The 20702-nt window shown below is 48.8% G+C and carries 13 protein-coding genes and 1 pseudogene; 5 read left to right on the top strand and 9 right to left on the bottom strand.

Annotated features, from left to right (window positions below; translation table 11 throughout):
- Positions 1 to 75: 75 nt before the first annotated feature.
- From OXN25_03355 to lysA, 3 genes are all read left to right on the top strand, one after another.
- Positions 76 to 1443, top strand: coding sequence for a sulfatase-like hydrolase/transferase (locus OXN25_03355; protein MDE0423890.1), 1368 nt, complete (start codon positions 76 to 78; stop codon positions 1441 to 1443).
- A gap of 129 nt (positions 1444 to 1572) precedes the next feature.
- Complete coding sequence (locus tag OXN25_03350; GenBank protein ID MDE0423889.1) at positions 1573 to 2718, top strand: mandelate racemase/muconate lactonizing enzyme family protein; 1146 nt, start codon at positions 1573 to 1575, stop codon at positions 2716 to 2718.
- 27 nt (positions 2719 to 2745) lie between these two features.
- Positions 2746 to 3987, top strand: coding sequence for a diaminopimelate decarboxylase (lysA, locus tag OXN25_03345; GenBank protein MDE0423888.1), 1242 nt, complete (start codon positions 2746 to 2748; stop codon positions 3985 to 3987).
- A 36-nt stretch (positions 3988 to 4023) separates the two neighbouring features.
- Here the strand turns inward: lysA and OXN25_03340 are convergent, their stop codons facing one another.
- Together OXN25_03340 and OXN25_03335 are read right to left on the bottom strand one after the other, a co-directional pair.
- Positions 4024 to 5040, bottom strand: coding sequence for a dienelactone hydrolase family protein (locus tag OXN25_03340; protein ID MDE0423887.1), 1017 nt, complete (start codon positions 5038 to 5040; stop codon positions 4024 to 4026).
- A gap of 231 nt (positions 5041 to 5271) precedes the next feature.
- Positions 5272 to 7749, bottom strand: coding sequence for a T9SS type A sorting domain-containing protein (locus tag OXN25_03335; GenBank protein ID MDE0423886.1), 2478 nt, complete (start codon positions 7747 to 7749; stop codon positions 5272 to 5274).
- Between the two features lie 666 nt (positions 7750 to 8415).
- On the opposite strand from OXN25_03335, the gene OXN25_03330 reads away from it, so the two are divergent.
- Both OXN25_03330 and mutL read left to right on the top strand, forming a co-directional pair.
- On the top strand, positions 8416 to 10464 hold the full coding sequence (locus OXN25_03330; protein ID MDE0423885.1) for an ABC transporter ATP-binding protein: 2049 nt from the start codon (positions 8416 to 8418) through the stop codon (positions 10462 to 10464).
- 162 nt (positions 10465 to 10626) lie between these two features.
- Complete coding sequence (gene mutL / locus OXN25_03325; GenBank protein MDE0423884.1) at positions 10627 to 12510, top strand: DNA mismatch repair endonuclease MutL; 1884 nt, start codon at positions 10627 to 10629, stop codon at positions 12508 to 12510.
- A 173-nt stretch (positions 12511 to 12683) separates the two neighbouring features.
- Here the strand turns inward: mutL and OXN25_03320 are convergent, their stop codons facing one another.
- The 7 genes and pseudogenes from OXN25_03320 to OXN25_03290 all read right to left on the bottom strand — a co-directional run bounded on the left by OXN25_03320 (position 12684) and on the right by OXN25_03290 (position 20696).
- Positions 12684 to 13280, bottom strand: a complete 597-nt coding sequence (locus OXN25_03320) for a DUF3365 domain-containing protein (GenBank protein MDE0423883.1) — start codon at positions 13278 to 13280, stop codon at positions 12684 to 12686.
- Positions 13277 to 14614: a cytochrome c3 family protein gene (locus OXN25_03315; protein MDE0423882.1), complete on the bottom strand. Its 1338-nt coding sequence runs from the start codon at positions 14612 to 14614 to the stop codon at positions 13277 to 13279. Before OXN25_03315 ends, OXN25_03320 begins: the two co-directional genes overlap by 4 nt.
- Position 14615: 1 nt before the next feature.
- On the bottom strand, positions 14616 to 16622 hold the full coding sequence (locus OXN25_03310) for an FAD-dependent oxidoreductase (protein MDE0423881.1): 2007 nt from the start codon (positions 16620 to 16622) through the stop codon (positions 14616 to 14618).
- Between the two features lie 124 nt (positions 16623 to 16746).
- A complete protein-coding gene (locus OXN25_03305) occupies positions 16747 to 18675 on the bottom strand; it encodes a glycoside hydrolase family 127 protein (GenBank protein MDE0423880.1) in 1929 nt (642 codons plus the stop codon).
- Positions 18676 to 18723: 48 nt separating this feature from the next.
- A pseudogene (locus OXN25_03300) lies at positions 18724 to 19692 on the bottom strand (RNA-guided endonuclease TnpB family protein).
- 159 nt (positions 19693 to 19851) lie between these two features.
- Positions 19852 to 20361, bottom strand: a complete 510-nt coding sequence (locus OXN25_03295) for a transposase (protein ID MDE0423879.1) — start codon at positions 20359 to 20361, stop codon at positions 19852 to 19854.
- Entirely contained in the window at positions 20358 to 20696 is a 339-nt protein-coding gene (locus OXN25_03290) for an IS630 transposase-related protein (GenBank protein ID MDE0423878.1), read from the bottom strand. The genes OXN25_03295 and OXN25_03290 overlap by 4 nt, the downstream gene beginning before the upstream one ends.
- Positions 20697 to 20702: the final 6 nt, after the last annotated feature.

The following is a 20702-nucleotide window of genomic DNA, read 5'->3' as shown; positions in this document are numbered from 1 at the left end:
TTTTACACTTGACATCTATCTAAAAACCCTCTAAAATGGAAGCAGCTAAACCAAAATAGAGAGGAAAATAGAAACATGCCACAAACGGATACAAATCAACCCAATGTTATCGTTTTTTTCACCGACCAACAACGGTGGGATACCTCCGGCTTGCATGGCAACCCGCTCGACTTGACCCCCAATTTCGACCGGATGGCACAACGCGGCACACACGTCCATCGCTCCTTTACATGCCAACCCGTCTGCGGTCCTGCGCGCTCATGTCTTCAAACCGGATTATATGCAACCCGCACAGGATGCTTCCGAAACGGTATTCCGCTGTCCCCGAACCTCAAAACCCTCGCACACCACTTCGGTGAGGCAGGTTACGCCACGGGATACCTCGGCAAATGGCACCTCTATAGCGGCGGTACAGGACCGGGCCCCGTGCCAGAGGAGCACCGCGGCGGGTATGACTATTGGTTAGCGTCTAACGTCCTTGAGTTCACTTCCGACGCGTACCAGACAACGCTTTACGATAACGACAATAAACCCGTTGATCTCCCCGGCTACCGTGTGGACGCGCTCACCGATGCGGTGATTCGCTACGTTGACCGACACCAAAACGAGCCCTTTTATCTCTTTACGTCATACATTGAACCGCATCATCAAAACCATCTGGACGACTATCCACCGCCGGACGGGTATCGGGAACGGTATACTGGGAAATGGATACCGCCAGACCTTGCAGCACTCGGTGGCTCGACGCACCAGCACTTAGGCGGTTACTACGGTATGGTAAAAAGGTTAGACGAAGCACTGGGTAGAATTTTAGATGCGCTCAAAAGCCTCCATCTACTTGACAACACGATCATCCTCTTCACCTCCGATCACGGGTGCCATTTCAAGACACGTAACGGCGAATACAAACGCTCCTGCCACGAGAGTTCAATTCGTGTGCCGACTGCGTTCCACGGCCCCGGTTTCATCGGCGGCGGTCAGCTTCAAGAACTTGTGAGTCTCGTGGATATTCCACCGACACTCCTCGATGCAGCAGGTTTGGCGGTGCCGGGTGAAATGCAAGGGCGTTCCATTCTACCGCTCGTTCGCGGCGAGACAGACGACTGGCCAGAAGAGGTATTCGTCCAAATCAGTGAAGCACAAGTCGGACGTGCCGTCCGTACGCAACGCTGGAAATACGGTGTGGATGCGCCACATCAAAATGGCGGCAGAGATGCCGGATCTGACCGGTATGCCGAGCAATACCTTTATGATCTCGAAGCAGATCCGTATGAGTTACGGAATCTCATCGGATTGCAATCGCATGAACCAGTAACAGCGGTAATGCGGGAACGGCTCCTTCGGCGAATGCTGGAGGCAGGTGAAGAAAGACCGACAATCGAACCGGCACCCACACAAAGAAGCGGACAACGCAGTGTCTCTGAAGCAGAAGCGAGAAGTTAGTAGGTCATGAAACCTGGGGTAAGGAATTCGTGATAGATAAACTGCTCTATTTTAAGAATTTTGTACAGGATAATCGGAAACCTGCGCGAAACGAAGTGGAGCGCAGACCAGGAGCCTATAGTTAAAAAAATGAAAATTACAGATGTCAAAACACTGGTCATGGGTACCAGTTGGCGCAACTTAACGTTTGTCAAAGTTGAAACAGACGAAGGCTTGACAGGTGTCAGTGAGGTGCGGATGAATAACCGTACAGACGCGCTTGTCGCCTACATTGATGGTGCGAAAAAACGGCACGTTATCGGAAGCGATCCGTTCAACACAGAAGACCTCTACCAACGCCTGTTCCGCGACGATTACGGTCGCGCCGGTGAAATCGTCGCAACCGGCATTAGCGTTATTGAGATTGCGTGCTGGGATATTATCGGCAAAGCACTCAACCAACCGGTTTATCGGCTGCTCGGTGGTGCCTGTCGTGATAAGATTAAAGCGTACGCGAATGGCTGGTATCGTGTTGAACGCTCATCTGAAGAGTTTCACGCTGCCGCAAAAAGGGTACTTGAAAAAGGGTACCGGGCACTCAAGTTCGACCCGTTCGGTGCGGGGTACTATGAACTCTCTTACGAAGAGAAACTGAAATCCGTTGAACTCGTTGAAGCCGTGCGCGATGCCGTGGGACCCGATGTCGAAATTCTGGTTGAGATGCACGGTCGGTTCAGTCCTTATGTGGCGATTGAGATAGCCGCAGAACTGGAAAAATACCAACCGAGCTGGGTTGAGGAGCCTGTACCGCCCGATAATATCGCAGCACTCGCAAAAGCCGCTGAAAAGATTAATTTACCTGTCGCCACCGGCGAACGACTCCACAATAAATACGAGTATCGTGAGCTGATTAACCTACAAGCAGCAGACATATTGCAACCGGATATTACCCAGACGGGCGGTTTTTTGGAGACCAAGAAGATCGCAGCGATGGGCGACATGTGCTACATGACCGTTGCGCCGCACAATGTCGGCGGTCCCGTCTCTACGGCAACTGCCTTGCATTTTGCCGCTTGCACGACTAACTTTAAGATTCAGGAACATTTCAACGATTTCTCTGAGGCATGGGTGAAAGAAGCGGCAACCGGATGTCCGGAAGTTGTTGACGGCTATTTTAGTCTGCCCAATGGACCTGGACTCGGTATGGAACTCAATGAGGAGCTTATCGCCGAACATCCGTATCGTGAAGGTTCGTTCAACCTCTTTGAAGACGACTGGCACAAACGCGAATATTAGAATATGAGTAGGAGTTAATTAACACGCATGAGTTTTCACTATAAAGATGGGTATCTCTACTGCGAAGAAATGAGAGTTAAAGACATCCAGGAACAGGTACCCTACAGTCCATTTTATCTCTACAGCCTCGCGCAGTTGGAGGCAAATTACGCTGCATATCAGAAAGCACTTGACGGCATCGATTCGATTATAGGCTATGCAGTTAAAGCCAACAATAACCTTCACCTGCTCAAACGTCTCAGTGCACTCGGCAGCGGTGCAGTCCTTGTCAGCGGAAATGAATTGAAGGTGTCGCTCGCGGCAGGGTTCGATCTGAGACGGACAATTTTAAACGGGAACGGGAAAACGCTTGCGGAACTCAGTCTCGCCGTTGAACACGGTGTGCTCATTAACATCGACAGCGAATTCGATTTAGCACATATTCGGCAGACAGCAAAAAACCTCGGCAAACCCGCAGATGTGCTTATTCGTATCAACCCAGATGTGGATCCGGGAGTCCATCCCTATGTTTCCACAGGCATGAAAAATTCCAAGTTCGGCATCCGTAATGAACGGTTGGACTGGTTTTTGAACGAAATTCGCAAGGACAATCTACTGAATTTAGTGGGTGTGCACTGCCATTTGGGTTCGACAATTAAGGAGGTCCGAATCTTCCGAGATGCCACAGAGATTATGCTTGCCTTTATGCGTGCGATCCAAGCGGAAGGTTTCTCAGTGCGCTATCTCAATATCGGCGGCGGTTTGGGTATCGACTACGAACGCACGGGTGAGGAAATCCCGACTCCTTCTGATCTCATCGATTCTATCCGAGACCTGTTGTCTGAGGATATTACGCTTATTATTGAGCCGGGTCGTTCTCTTGTGGGCAATACCTCTATCTTTGTTAATCGCGTTACGGGCGTAAAGACCAACGGTAATAAGCACTTCATTGTTACCGATGGGAGTATGTCGGAATTGATCCGTCCGAGCCTTTACGATGCCTATCAACACATTCAGTTTATCGAACCCGTTGATGGGGTGGTCGAAACGTACGATGTCGTTGGTCCTGTCTGTGAATCTTCAGATTTTCTGGGCAAAGGACGTGCGCTTCCGACCCCGCACGAAGGAGCAGGACTTGTCGTTTGCGATGCGGGTGCCTATTGCCACGCCATGAGTTCCAACTATAATCTAAAGATGCGTCCACCGGAATACCTTGTTGACGGTGGTAGTTTTACATGTATCCGTCGAGTTGAAACATTAGACGACTATTTGCGCGTTTTCGACGTATAGCCTGTTTGGGCAGGTGCTCGCGCCTGCCCGTTGTCCCTACAAGCGTTCCTCCAAAAACGCAATCCCTGCCTCCAAATCAATTTCATGTTCACCTTGAAAATGATCCAGCACCAACCGATCAGGTTTCCCCGATGCTGTATAGATTTTCTCCAATTGTTCAAAGGCCTCTAATGCATCAGTCTCAATGAAACAGAGATCATCAGAGCCGATTTGCGCCATACACGCCCGCGGTGCTATTAATCCCGCCACGTCAGCAATATCGCCAGCTTTCCGAAGCCCGAACATAAACTGCGAGCCACACGTATTTCCGCGTCCGCGGTCGTTTAGCGCGTCTGTCAATGTGCTAAGATAACAGACGATAACAGCCGCCTTAATCCGCCGATCCAAGGCGGAAATGTACGTCGTCATCGTTCCACCAAAGGAACATCCCATACAGCCCAACCGCCGACCATCGACTTCAGAACGCGACTGGAGATAGTCCAAGCACCGTTGACCGTCTGCGATATTCAGCTGCAGGAGTTGATAACCGAAATATCCAAACGCGAGATAGGCGATATTGCACCCGTCGCGACTCGGACGACGCACCCACTCATCTCTATCTTTGCGTTCACCAAAGCATCGCCAATCCGGCGCGAGTGTCACAAAGCCGCGCTTTGCCAATTCTACGGCGTACTGTTTCTGATAGTCTTCTACAATCCCGACTGCGCCATCTTTACCAATGCCGTGTCCATGTGCACACAGGACCGCTGGTGCAGGATTCTCCGCGCTTGCGCCATCTGGGATTAAAACGTAGGCCGGAATGGAAGAGAACGGATCTGGATTGAAGATAATCTTCTCCCGTGTGTAGCCATCGTGTTGTGTTCGTTCAAGCGTTTCAACTTCCAATGGTACGGTTTCTGGTGAAGGTCCTAAGTCCTTAACGACATTACGCCGGAATTTCCTTCGCCATGTTTGCCATTCGGCTTTTGTTGTACCATCGAAGTGAAGGGGTGGCGTTGCCTTCAGAAGCTGTTCAACGCCCTGTTCTGCTGTCAAAAAACGCTGTGCTGTCATAATCTGTCTCCTCTCGCCTATGATGAATTCCTGTTATAGAAAATCACTTATCTTTCCTCTATCTATACCGCAAATCAAAGAAAAAATCAACTGTTATTTTCTTACAATCCGACCGCGTAAAAAAAGAAAAACGCGGTAATACACCGCGCTTTTCGGAGTTTTTGCTTATAGATGAGCTTGGAAAGCACACCTACAAACAGACGCTATTAACATCCTTGCATACAATGCAAATTACTTCAAAATGACCATTTTTCGCGTTGATAAAACTGTGTCTGCATGGAGTTGATAGAAATAGACACCGCTTGCGACGCGTTCACCAACATCATTTCTGCCGTCCCAATACGCCGCACGCTGCTGCTCGGTGTAATAACCTTCCGACTGATGTCCGAGCACCAAGGTACGCACCACGTTGCCTTTCGCGTCGTAGATGATAATTTTCACATCAGCTGGTTTTGCTAACTGATAGGGTATCCACGTCTCCGGGTTGAACGGATTCGGGTAGTTTGGCAACAATGCAGTTTCTACTGGCACTGCTTTGGTTTCCGTTGTCAGCGTTGTCAAGAGCTCTTCCAGTACTTTAACGCCCCTCTGGAAGGCTTCATCCGTATGGCTTCCGTACTGTTTAGCGTTGTTGATCCAGTGTTGAAGCCTTTCGGCTGTGAGTACCCCAAACATCTGTGAAGATACCGGTGGAGCCGCTGCTGCGGCCTCAAGCAAGGTAATAATTCGTAGCACGTCTTGACGATCAACGACACCATCACCAGTGACATCTGGATTTGGATGTACGTCATCAGCGACAGATTGCCCGAAGTAGCGTATAATCTCTATCAGATCGTCCACATTCACAACACCGTCAAGATTAATATCCTCGGGTACGGCTTTGGGCAATCTGTTCATATCCCACAGCAAAACGGTTCCACTTGATCCCAAGCTTACCAACGTATCGTCGGGTGTGAATGCTAACCAATTTGTGTCTGCCGAGGAACCAAAAAGTGTCCGCTGGACTTCGCCCGTGTGGGCGTTCAACAAGCGAATCACGCGCCATCCGCCAGCTGCCAACGTCTGACCATCCGCGGACAACGCCAGTGCTTGACCTGAAGTATTCTCAATAGTTCGCTTGAGTTGACCGTTCCGAGGGTTCCAAAAACGAATCTCACCCCAGTCCCCACTCACCAGTGTGTTGCCATTAGGCAAGAAAGCGAGGGACTGAACACCGTCTGTATGTCCTTCAAGGGTCTGTTGGAGTTGACCTGTCTGAGCGTTCCATAAACGAATTGTTCGATCCCAACTCCCACTCACTAAGGTTTTACCATCTGGTGAGAACACGAGGGTAATGATAGGTTCAGTATGTCCAGAAAGTGTCCGCTGAAGTTTGCCATTATTGGCGTTCCACACAAGAATTGTCCCATCCAAACCCTCACTCGCTAAGGTTTTACTGTCAGGTGAAAATACTATAGGCCCGACACCTATACCCTCCAAAGGAAGGGTCTTCTTGAACCAATCTGTGCGAGTATTCAACAAACGAATCCCAGGATCCCTATCCGTGGCGGCAATCCCCAGCGTTTTACCATTAGGTGAATACGCGAGGTTAACGCCTCGTCCCTCTATATTAAGCACCTTGTTGAATCGCCCATTCAGCGTGTTGTAGAAAAAAATCTCCTCCTCATTTGTAATCGCTACGGTTTTGCCGTTGGGTGAGAGTGTGGCTCCTCTAAAATTAAAGTGACTCCCAATAGTTAACTTGCGCGAGCCAGTTCTGGTGCTCCAGAGACTGATAGTCCCATCCCAACTGTTACTCACCAACGTGCTGCCATCTGATGAAAATAGGAGGGAACTAGCACTATTCGTAGCTCTAATAAGCGTCCGTTGGTGTTGACCTGTGTTCGAGTTTAAAAAAAGGATGTCTCCTCCCTGTGCAACTGCTATCTGCCTGCCATCAGGAGAATATGCAACGGAGTCGTTCCAGTACTCAATCGTTCTTGTGTTTTTCCCGGTGTTAGGATTCCATAAGCGAATTGTTCTATCTCGCCCCCCACTTACGAGTGTATTATTGTCGGGTGAGAATGTAAGGGAGTGAACGCTCTCTGTATGTCCAGTAAGCGTCCTTAGGAGCTTACCCGTGCGGGCGTTCCACACACGAATCGGTTGACCCTCGTGGACACTCATAGCACTCACCAATTTCTTGCCATCGGATGAAAACACAAGAATCGAGACATCCCCTGCAGGCCCAGAGAGGGATAATTTACGTTCCCCCGTCTGAGCGTTCAATAGATCAATGCCTTGCCATCGGCCCGCTGCCAGCGTTCGGCCATCTGGAGAATATGCAAGGGACCTGACTTCTTGCCCCGCAAAGGTTGTTTTGTGTGCTTGGGTGCTTGGATTCCATAACCGAATCTCTTTGCCGCTCCCACTTGCTAACGTCTTACCATCCGGTGAATATGCAACGGAATTGACCGGATCTGTATGTCCAGTGAGGAGGGCAATCTCGGTGCCAGTCTGAGCCTCATAAAGCCAAACCCCGATACTTGTTGCGGCGGCGAGCTGCATGCCATCAGGCGACAATGCAACATCATTCACCTGACCTTTGCCGATGCGCGCTTTGACACCTGCAGGTAGATGCCATTGTGGTGTGTCTTGGGCAAAACTGCTCGTCAGAAATAACATGGGAACAAACAAAAAGATAACGCTCAAAAAACTGATTTTTTTCATCAATTTTTTCTCCTTTGTGAATGTGATTCAATCGAGCACAAGTTCAAGGATCGGACGAAATCCAAGAAAAAGTCTGCTGCTGAGTCGTTGCCTCTTGACATACTCTCTGTGCTAAAGCACAGAGATTCTTAGAATTCTGCACTTTGTGTGAGATCGTGCGATCAACGACCACTGCTTGCGTAGCAAGTCTTACGAAGCCTACTGCAACAGTTAATGCCCTAACTGCGACACCGAAGTGTCCTCAAGAACGTTTTGAGTCGTATATTTCAAGTGGGATGTGCTTTTCAGCAAATTCTTTCCCTACTCACGACTGTCAAGCATATTTTAGATATTTATGAGTCGTGCAGGCTTTTACGTCGTTGTCTGAATATCAAGCAATATACCAGTGCATCAACGTACAACCAATGCCGAACACTCTACTATTTAGACGATTTAGAAAGAAAAAGGTTTAGGAAAAACTACGAAAAACATTGGCGGTGTCTACATCCCCCGCCTAAAGACTGGGGGTTTTGACACCGAAGAATTTGATAAAAAAAATATTTTGTCAGGCAATGATTTACAACTGTAGCAGGATCCCCGATTCCGATTCTACCTTGCGACTCCCTCCGAAAATCATAGATACAAATTCCGCTTGACTTTTACCAAATTCCGTGCTAAAGTAGTATTATGAACGACACATTGCTCAGCGTCCAGAATCTCAAAACCTATTTTCGCACGCCAGAAGGGGTCGCGCGTGCCGTTGATGGCATCTCTTTCGACATCAAACCGAACGAGATTTTCGCACTCGTCGGTGAATCAGGTTGTGGTAAAAGCGTCACTGCCCTCTCCATCATCCAACTCGTTGCGAAACCCGCTGGGTTCATCGCAGGCGGTGCTATTTCCTATAAAGGTCAAGACATCACACAACTCTCAGAAGTCGAGAAGCGGAAAATTCAGGGCAACGACATCGCCATGATATTCCAAGAGCCGATGACCAGCCTGAATCCAGTTTTCACGATCGGCAACCAGATTTCAGAAGCGATCCGACAGCATCAGCATCTGCGTGGAACGGCTGCACGGACTGCAGCGATCGAAATGCTTAATCTCGTCGGTATTCCAGAACCCGCTGCCCGTTACGATGAATACCCGCACCAGATGTCCGGTGGCATGAAACAACGCGTCATGATTGCTATGGCACTCTCCTGTCACCCAGGACTGCTCATCGCCGACGAACCAACGACAGCTCTCGATGTCACCATCCAAGCACAGATTCTCGAGCTCATCCAACGCCTCCAGCAAGAACTGCGGATGGCAGTGCTGTTAATCACACACGATTTAGGGGTCGTTGCGAACATCGCCGACCGCGTCGCTGTCATGTATGCGGGGAAAATTGCCGAGACAGGCACATGGGAACAACTTTACAAGACCCCACAACACCCGTATACCGTGAAACTTCTCGAATCAACACCGGCACGTGATAAACGCGGCACGCAACTCCGCACAATTACAGGCAGAGTCCCGAAAGCAACTGAATATAACGAGGGTTGTAGGTTCGCTGAACGGTGTCCGAAAGTCATGGACGGATGTGAAAATATCGTTCCGACGCTGCAGCGCGTCAATGGCAACGAACACAACGTCGCCTGTCATCTCTATAACTCTAATCCTCCGTTCAACGCCTCTGGAACCGAGGCAACAAAACTTGAACTTGAAACAGAGATAGACCGAGAAGATAGCGAAATTCCAACACAATTGACAGAAACCCACTCCCAACTTCAAGTGAAAGACCTCTGCGTCCACTATCCGATCCAAAAGGGAGTTTTAAAACGGACAGTCGGCTACGTTTATGCCGTTGACGATGTCACGTTCGATATTCCACGCGGTAAAACGCTCGCATTGGTCGGCGAGTCGGGGTCCGGCAAGACATCACTCGGAAAAGCCGTTCTCCGATTAGGGATACCTGTCGAAGGCGAGCTCACTTATGATGGCATTAACATCGCTACTGTGAAGCGTGAGCAGCTACATCCGTATCGGAAACGGATGCAAATTATTTTCCAAGACCCTTATGCATCCCTTAATCCACGGATGACCGTTGGGGCTATTATCCAAGAGGGAATGCAAGCACACAATATCGGTGGATCAACTGACGAACGCCACGAGCGAATCGCAGAACTGATGCGTCGCGTCGGCTTATCGCCGGATATGGTAACACGCTACCCGCACGAATTCTCTGGGGGTCAAAGGCAACGCATCGGTATTGCAAGGTGCCTCGCTGTCGATCCAGAATTCATCGTTTGCGACGAAGCCACCAGCGCATTGGATGTGTCCGTGCAAGCACAGATACTCAATCTACTAAAATCGCTACAAACGGATTTTAATCTCACGTATCTCTTCATCACACACAACCTTTCCGTCGTTGAGTATTTTGCGGACGAGGTAGCAGTGATGTATCTCGGTAAAATCGTTGAACGCGGGACAACAGAGGAGATTTTCGATTCTCCCAAGCACCCGTATACACGCGCACTCCTCTCTGCTGTACCGAAGATGGACGAGCAGACAGGTGTTAAAAAGATTAGATTAGAAGGGGACGTGCCTTCGCCAATCAATCGCCCATCTGGATGCCACTTTCACCCACGTTGCCCAGAAGTAATGCCTGTGTGTAAAGACACATATCCAGACGAATTGCATTTCACACAGACGCATTCCTGCCACTGTCACCTGTACCAAGAGGATTCCTGAGGGCCCAATCTGTATTCACCCCGGAAGGTATGATGAAAATTTCTAAAAGCAGTTCCAAAACCGTAAGAGAACGTAGATTAACCGGAAACCTGCAAGAACGAAGGACTTCGCCCCATACGCTATTCGCTATGGGGACCCCAGCCCAGGAGCGATCGTTAAAAAATGCCAAAAATTAAAATACTCTCTGCAGATGTCGCCAACAAAATCGCCGCAGGCGAAGTTGTCGAACGTCCTGCTTCAGTCGTTAAAGAACTTATCGAAAACGCTGTGGATGCTGAAAGCACTTCGATTCGCGTCGAAGTCCGTGCCGGTGGGAAACGTCTTATCCACGTCTCCGATAACGGCAGCGGCATGGAACGTGAGGACGCGCTCCTCGCCTTAGAACGCCATGCAACGAGCAAAGTCAACCGTATCGAAGACCTTACGCAGATTCAAACCTTTGGATTCCGGGGTGAAGCCTTAGCCAGTATCGCCTCGGTCTCACAATTTGAACTCCTCACCCGTACACCTGACGCACTCATTGGCACAAAGGTGAATGTTGACGGTGGTGTCTTCCGATCCGTGCAAGAAAGCGGATGTTCTCCCGGCACCCACATGTCGGTCAACAACCTGTTTTACAACGTCCCGGCACGTCTGAAGTTTCTGAAAACCGATACCACAGAGATGAACCACGTCACGCGGCAAGTAACATGGACAGCCCTCGCACATCCGAACATCCAATTTTCGCTAACACACAACAGCAGATCCATTCTTGATGTTCGCGCGTGTGATTCACACTTGGAGCGGGTACGCCTCATATACGGCAAAGAATTCGCTGACAATCTTATCGAATTTACAGAAGAATTGCCCGACTTGAAGATGTATGGCTTACTCGGGAAACCGGAATTTACAAAACCGAACCGTGAGTATCAACTCTTTTTTCTCAACCAGCGACCGATTCGCAGTCCCATCATAGCTGCAGCACTCACAGAAGCACTCAGTTCCATGATTGTCAAGGACCGGCAGCCTGTCGCCCTACTTTTCCTAACGCTCGATCCCGAAGCCGTTGATGTCAACGTACATCCCGCCAAAATAGAGGTGCGTTTTCGGAACGAACGTACAATTTACAGCGGTATCGTTCGGATGCTCCGTAACGCCATCCATAAAGCGAAGTACATCCCAAAAATCGAGACAGCCGTTGAACCTTCGCAATCCGAGGCAACCGCTAAGCACCGCGATATCAGTCTACCACAACGGGTCTCCACACCTATTACTGGGAAGGGACAACGCACACAATTTAGAGGTCAGCCATCAGCAGTCAGCAGTCAGCCAGAGAGTCCTGTGGAAGCGGAAAGCGGGAGTTCGGGGTTACAAACTTCTCACACATCGCCAGCAACCGACAACCAACAGATAGTTGCGCCTACTGAAATTGTTGTGCAACCCCCGCAGCAGCAGGTTCCTGAAGACACCGATCTCAGTCTGCTCGATTTTGAGCATATCCAACTGAAAACCAATCTTTTTAAGACCTACATTGTCGTTGAGGCGAGAGATAAAATCTTCTTTATTGATCAACACGTCGCTGCGGAGCGCGTCCTTTACGAACGCTTCGTCAACCAGATGAAAACCGATGGTATTCCTGTGCAAGGGCTGCTATTACCCGTCACGCTGGAAGCCACGGCGCAGCAGCTCGGTACTCTCAAGATTCACGGCGACATCTTTAAGAAACTCGGTTTTGATTTGGAGGAATTCGGTGGGAATACTATTTTGATTCGGGCAATTCCGGCACCTCTGCCGACACGTGTCGCTGCACAGACCGTTACGGACCTACTCGACAAACTCCCAACGCAACCACACACTGAAGTGCAAATCCCGGAAGCGATTGAGAACGCCTTGATAACCCTCGCATGTAAATCGGCTGTTAAGGCAGGGGATACACTGGATACGAAAGAGATGATAAACCTCCTCAAAGAGTTATCGGAGGCAAAGCTACCCTTTAATTGCCCGCACTCACGACCCATTATCGTCGAGATGGGACGCGATGAACTCGAACGGCGATTTCATCGGTAAAAAATGCAGAATGCCCTACAGTTACCCTAAATGAAACACTGCAGCGAGGGCACGCGGCTGTGCATTCCGCATGTGAGTTATCGAAAACGCCACTGTCAAATGTATAACAGCGTTGTAAAGCGGCCCCAGAGAGGGATAACCCATCCTCGTTCTTGTGCCTCTCGCGAAGATGCTCAATTGAGCGGAATTCGGATGACGATGCCTCCCATGACCGAACCCAACTCAAAATCAGATCTCGGACTATCTTGGTGAGCATTGTGGCATTCAATACAGGCTTGTGCAACTGCAGTATCTGCATAGACAGCGGTGAAGTAATTTTGTCCACCGAGTTTTTCCGCTGTGTAATAATTTTCGCCGGGATTATCAAAAACGTACTTTAGTCCCATTTTTTCTGCTTCCGTTTTGGGAGCATTCTGCTTGTTGATGGGCCACATAGATAGCAAGGCATAGGTGAACCCAATATTTTTCTCAGACACCATCTCTGCACCCATCCGAAATATCTGTGCTGGCAACGGTAATGCTTTGTCATCTTTCCAGTATTCACTCGCCTCAATAACCTGCTCTTCTTCCATCAAACGATTTACAACGTTCCGTGTGTAAACCGTTCTGTTAGCCTCCATGACTGCGTGGAGTGCATCCGCCATCTTCTGCGGTGAAATCCCACCTGATTCAGGCCCCTCAGCACTACAACCGGCAAAGGTAACCACCGAAAGTATAAATAGGGCGAGTAGATGAACCCCGTTTATGACAGCATGTTTCAAATTTTTCATTCTATTCTCCTTTTAAGCCGCTGTTTAACCATATCTAAACTTTCAATATGTTCGGACGGCGTTCCGTTGAAGTTCGTTTCGATGAGCATTCGATCTGCCAAAGCGTCGATGGAGAATCCGAGTCCGTGGCAATTCATGCAGACACTCCGAATCATCTTTTCATTCGGTCTCAGACTGTCATTCTGATTGTGCTGAACAACAACTTTTTCAATGTTAGCCTGCTTATGGATTTCGCGTGGTAGATGACAAGTAGCACAGGATACACCGCTACCCGCTTCTGCTTCACCGCTCATTTCTGATTCCCATAAGGCGAAGTGCTGTGAGTGCGTATATGCCAAACTGTGCGTATCATTATGACAGAAGAGACATGCATTCACGGCAGCATATCGTCTATCAAAGCGATGTGCACTGTGACAAGATACACATGTCAAGTTTCTGGCGTGTGCTTCGGACTTCATCGGGAGTCGTGCGATACCGGGGGACATCGGGCTTAGTTCCTGCGCGAGGCGCATGCCGTGCTTACCTTTTAGGAAACCGTCCACTTCACTACTATGGCAAGTCTGGCATGCGCGATGTGTGAGTTCATTTTTCCAGACCCCACTCTGTGTATGACAGTTCTGACAGTTGACCCCAGCTTGCGCATGTGCCGTGTTTTCCCATTCATATAGTAGCGTAGAATCCAAATTCACGTCAACGGGTGCATCTTGTTCAGTGGCACTTAGCGGTTCGGTCGCGATTCCCTCAAACAGATGGAGAAACTGTGTCATGTTTGGTGCTGGTCCGGTTGCTTCATCTAAAACATCCGGTTCATCAAGGTGTTTACTTAGGAAATCTTCGTATAATGCCCGATTGTCGTGAAAGTTGTGACATCCAGCAGAAGCACATGTATCAAATCCGAGGCCCTGATGACTCGGACGTTCATTACCGATATCAGCATGGCAGCGGAAACAGTAATCTGTTGGAAGCGTCAGTCCTATTGAACGGGTCATATCTGGCTCATGCTCCACATGACAGGTGATGCATCTCCGAGCATCCAAAACAGCAATAAGATCAGCGTTCCGTGGGTCGGTAAACTTTTTTTCTGGATGTGTATCGTTGGCAATTTTTAGTTCTGCGGCGTGGCACTGGAGACATGCCTCCTGTTTTACCCCTCGCATCGGTGTATGGCACGCTCCACATTTCACCTCAATTTGGTAATGTCCATGCGAAGTCTCACCGGGTAAGAATATCCGTTTGTTATGATCTGTTACCAACAAAAAGGTAAAATAGCAGCCAATACTCATGGTGAGTAGGAGCCAGCACAACCAAGAGGCGTTTCTTCTAATCCAACCCATTTTAAAAATAGTAGATGGCAATGATATGAAAAAGAATTAATACCGGTAGTGGCCAGAATAACACAGTATGCACTCGGATGAGCCAGTTCTGCCATCGATGCAATGGAGTACTCCCCCGTTTTGCTGACAAGGCTGTTATTCCTCCACCTAACGTCCCAACAAGGTTTAGCATAAGGAAGCTCATCATCAATATTTGATTTAGATTGTTCCCCAACCGAAAACCGGTATGGGCGACAAGAAAAACGAGGGTTCCAATCCCAATTAACGCATGAATGAGTCTCCAGATTCCGAAATCTCCAAACGGAAGCCATTTCCACCGCTTCCGTAATGATAAAATGAGTGCACCCGCCGAGAGTCCAAGGAGCGTATAACCAGTGACCTGTTTCCAGAAGTTATCGCGCCACAACGCGTCAATGACGTGATGGAGATTCTGCGCCGTAGCGGAAAAAGGGATAGGCCTTGAAAAATAGGTCAATAGCACCAGAAACAAACCGACAAGCGAAGCACCAAACAGTCCTCTCCATGAATATTGTAATGGAGGATTGTCTTCGTATCGCTCGCTAACAGTCGGCATCCCGATAATTAATTCTTCCAATAAAGGGACGCACATCCCACAAACAGTCGCGGCACCCGTGGTTTCCGACAACGCTGCAACAGTCCGACACCCGGTTGTACAAGCGTGACTCAGTTCACCGCGTTTCACACCAGTACAATTACAAATAACCGTGTCCTCTGACCAGTTTTGGACACCTTGCATACTTTGTTCACGCCAAAGTTTGCCTTTCCTTCGGAAACGCCAAGAGTTCCAGAACCATATTCGTCTATTCGCAGCCACTGCTTGTTGTACCTTTCCCATCTCTCGCCAAATTCCAACCACCGTTGCACCCACACACTTACCATTGCGGTACGCTAATTGTCGATAGACATCGCTATTAGCAAAGGTAATGTGTGCATCTTCTGAACGATATTCACCAAACACAGCAACATCAACGCCCATCAACTTCAGCGTAGTTGATACATCACCACCTTCAAAGCGTTGAAGCCGCTTCTCATTCTGTTTTTCTACCGCTGTGAGGTTTTTAGCCAGAACTTCAGCCATTTTATAGCCGGGCGAAACGAGCCCATAGAACTTTCCCTTATGTGAGGCACATTCGCCAATAGCGTAGATGTCGGTATCTGAGGTTTGTAATTCATCATTAATTTCAATTCCACCGTCAACACTACAAATGAGATTGCATGCACGTGCCAACTCATCCCGTGGTCGAACGCCTGCTGAAATGACAACCATCTCAACAGGAAGCAGAGATCCGTCTGTAAAGTGCAACACACGGGTTTTCCCCTCCGCTGTAATATGTGTTGTCTGTTTATTGAGATGCACCCGTATATCCATCTCTTCCACTTTGTTTTGAAGGACTGCGGCTGCATCTGGGTTCAATTGCCGCGACATCAAGTGGGAAGAACGATGTACAATATGCGCCTCAATGCCTCCCTCTTCTCTACTAATTTCAAGGGCGCGCGTCACTTCCAACCCCAGAAGTCCACCGCCTATCGCCGCTACACTCTTGGCATTGCGACTGTAGTCCTCAATATCCCTAAGATCATCAATCGTTCGGTAAACAAACACACCCGGTAGGTTCGTTCCATCAATAGATGGAACAAAAGGGTATGAGCCTGTCGCGAAAACAAGTTTATCGTACTCGATATAGAGATCTGAACTCGTATGGATAATACGCTGTTCGCGATCTATCGATTCAACCGAAGTACCAAGATGCAGCTCAATTCCATTTTCCGTATACCAGGTTTCCGGGGCTAACAGGAGGTCCTCTGTATCGTCACTGCCGAAGAATTCAGTGAGATGCACCCTGTCATAGGCGGGTACACGTTCTTCACCAAACACGACAACATGAAATTGGGCAGTTGCACCGTTCTCGACAAGTCTCTCACAAAATTTGTAACTCACCATGCCGTTACCGACGATGACTAAGGTTAGACGTGAATCTGTTTCCATAACAGGGTCGTAATTTTTTTTTATAAGCAACTGCGTTTAAAGGGAATTTTCAGCAAGGTATACCCAGATTTTATGCAAAAAACGGGTGGATTTTCACATCCACCCATCCAAAAATAAAGAAGCACTACAAAATCCACACCGACATCTGGCTACTGCCTCGATTGCACCAGGCATAATATGGAATCGCTGTAACTTCCAACTGCCGCATTTTCGGTTTTGTGGGCAGATAGAGATTGTTCTCCCACTCAGAAGCATCCAACATCGTTCCCATACCACGGATTAGCGTCACACCACCAAGCAATTCCTCATTAAATGTCGTTTCCAATGCGACATCCGCGGAGAGTGCCAACGTCTGAAAAACACCACCCGGATTGTCAACGTCTTCAAAACAGTAGACAATCGGACCGCGGCGCAAAGCGAAACGTCCAACATTTTCCCTAACGAGTGGATGCGCATAAACACGGGCAATAGGCATATCGAACTGAAGTTCAACACTATCATCAGCGTGCCACTCCCGTGTAATTGAGAGGTAACCCTCGGCGTTTGCTTCAGGTCTGTAGCGTCTACCGTTGATGCATGCTTCAAATTGCTCGCACCAACTCGGTACCCGTAAATTCAGACCAAAAGACGCCGGAACTTCGGGATCAATCGTCAGCGTCACATCACCCGTCCACGGATAATCGGTCTCTTGTGTCAGTTTCACGGGGATATTGCCTGCGACGGTTGCCTCGGCAGTGCCACCGACGTAGAGATTCACCCACACACCTTCAGCCGTTTCAGCGTAGATGTATTGTCCGACAGATGCGAGAAGCCTCGCGATATTGGGTGGACAACATGCGCAGCCAAACCATTCGTGTCGGGACCGATCGCCGTAACTCGCCAATGGATTCTGATAGAAGAAACCCGTACCATCAAGCGAAATTCCAGAGAGAGCGCCGTTGTAAAGTGCCGTCTCCAACACATCTACGAAGCGCGACTCACCATGCAACAAGAACATCCGATGTGCCCAAAATATCAGTCCGATTGAAGCACAGGTCTCAGCATAAGCCGAGAAATTCGGCAGTTCATAATCATTTGTGAAACCTTCATTGTGACCGGAGGGACCCACACCACCCGTGACATAGAGACGTTTCTCCGTTACATTCCGCCAGAGCATATCCAACGCCTTTGAAATCTCGGCATTGCCTGTTTGATGAACGATGTCAGCAGCGGCACTGTAGAGATACATCGCGCGTACGGCGTGTCCGACGCATTCTGTTTGTTGCTGTATTGGGAGATGTGCTTGGGCATAGTGTCCTTCAAATTTTCCGTCACGCGTGTAGTGATGCCGATAGGCATCAAGTCCGCCGGGAATGTCGGAATTTCCCAATTCTTCCTCAAAAACTGATGGAGAATGCCCGCGCCGGGTGACAAAATATTCGGCAAGCGCGGCGTAGCGTGTCTCACCTGTGGCCTCCGCCAACTTCACAAGTGCCAACTCAATGCCCTCGTGCCCCGGAAGACCGTCCCGTTTGTCGGGTCCAAAGATGCTGTTAATTAGGTCTGCGAATCGGCATGCAACATCCAATAACGTCCGCTTTCCGGTCGCTTGGTAGTGCGCGACTGCTGCCTCAAAGAGATGTCCGGCGCAATACAACTCGTGCATGATGCCGAGATTCTGCCACCGCTTCGTCGGTTCAACCAGTGTGAAATAGGTATTCAAGTAGCCATTAGGTTGTTGGCTCGCAGCGATCTTCGCGAGGACTTCATCCAATTCTGCTTCCCACACTGGATTCGGATGCGTCGAGAGAGTATACGATGCCGCCTCCACCCATTTATAGACATCAGAATCATTGAAAAAGATACCTTCAAACGCTCCAGACATCAAACCCGCAGCCTTTGCAAAGTTATCTATTCTACCGGTTTTTCGGCACTGTACCAATTCGTGCGGAATCGTCGCTTCAGAATTCGTTTTTTGTCGGGGTGCCCAAAATCGGTCATTAATTGTAACAGCCGTAAAGGGAAGTGCTGTGATACTCACAACGTCTAAAGACGTGTGCTTCTTGTTTCTCAATTTCGTGCCTCCCGCAAGTGGAGGACTTACAGAAACTCCACAAGCGTTTTACGTCTCGGTGTATCCCACCGCGACATGTTTTAAGTTGATGGCTGCGTTTTCGTCTCTATCTATAGACACACTGCAGTTGCTACACGGATATTCTCTGTCCGAAAGCGGTAAGTCGTCTTTCTTGTGTCCGCAACGACTGCACGTCTTGGAACTCGCGAAGAACCTGTCCGCCTGCACAATCGGTATACCCAGACTTTCTGATTTCGTCTTAAGTTTCTCAAGGAAACCACCTAACGCTGCGTCTGATAACGCCTTCGCGAGTTTCCTATTTTTCAGTAGGTTGGTAACTCGCAGCGTCTCAATTCCGATTTTCGATGCACATTTAAGTATATCCGTTGTTGCCTTATGGTGCGCGTCGCGTCGGATACAAGCAATACGATAATGCAGGCGTTCTACAAGCTGCTTTTGCTTATACCAATTTTGGGACAAAAACACCTTTCGGCTTAGCTTGCGTTGCTCACGGGCTAACTTTCGCTCGTAGCGTTTGAGTGCCTTCGGATTCTCGTATTTCGTGCCATCATCCAATGTTGCAAGTGTGGAAATGCCTACGTCTATGCCGATAGTGGGGTAGATGGATCGTTCCATCTGATGAGGTGTTCCAATATCGACGCTCGACGCAAACCAATCCACAAATTCTGACGACGCTGGGCATCTCTCCAAAGGCGGTTGCACTTCTACAGATACAGACGCAAACCAACGGTGTGCTGTTCTTGATATGGTGACAGATACGATTTTACCCACAAACCGCAACTTCTCAAAAGTGCGTATCCAACCGATTTTCGGCAACTTGATACGTTTGCCCTCTACACGCACGGCTTGTTCGTCAGTTGTGTAGGAATGACGACAACCGCGTTTCTTAAACTTCGGAAACTTGGCACGTTTACCTTTCCAATTCTCTATCGCACGCCCGAGATTGTGAACGGCATACATCGCAGCACGCTGATCTTGTGCCTTCGTCCAATCAAACGCCTTCTTTTTTTGATTATACTAAAGCCCATAATTACTTATACTATTTCTAAAAGTTTATCTCGCATTAACCGAACCCACTCACACCACACCCGGTAGGTGCGGTTTCTAACCGCACCGAGCATCGCTGAAAAATAGTCAACCTTTTAAGAGGAATTATCAATTAGAATTGGTATTATACACTTTTATAATATCATCAATGGAAGTCTCAGCGTTGTATTGACGTATCCGTTTGATGTTGGCGAAATCCTTCTCAATCGGATTTAGATCCGGAGAATAGGGCGGTAAAAATAACAAACTCGCACCTGAAGCCCGGATCAATGCCGCCGTTTCTGAACCTTTGTGAAACGACGCATTATCCATAATCACAACGTGGCTATCATCAAGCAATGGACACAGCATCTCCGAAAGCCACGTGTTGAAGGCAAGCGCATCACAACACCCCTCGAAAAGCACAGGGGCCCTGAAAGGTCCGTCAAGACGAGCCGCTATCAACGGCGGCGTCGTATACCGATGACTTGGCACTTTCACTTCAATACGGAGGCCTTTCGGGGCATAAGCATACCGGCGAAAATCGGTTTTCGTGAAACCACTCTCATCAATATAAACCGGCTTTTTACCCTTTTCTATTTCTGCCTGAAGCCTCGAGAGAGACTCTTGGCACTTCATAGGACACTGTTCTTTGTAGGTGTGTGTCTTTTTTTTCGCGTGATATTGAGCTTTCGCAACGCATACCAAATACCATGTTTCGAGACGCCAAAAGGAGCAGCACGCTCCTGCTCGGTGGCATCTGGGAAATCGGCAACGTGTTGCTTCAAGGCTTGATAATCGATGTTTCGAGGCCCTTGAGACCCCGGTTTCTTAGAGATCAACCGGTCTTGAGCAGCCAACCACTCATAGATGATGCCTCGAGAGATACCAAAACGGCGTGAAACTTCGGTTTTACTACCCCCATTAGCAACGAAGTCAAGCACGCATTTGCGGAAATCTGATGAATAACTCATAAGACT

The sequence above is a fragment of the Candidatus Poribacteria bacterium genome (assembly GCA_028820845.1).
Taxonomy (GTDB): domain Bacteria; phylum Poribacteria; class WGA-4E; order WGA-4E; family WGA-3G; genus WGA-3G.
This window is presented reverse-complemented; position numbering and strand designations above follow the sequence as displayed.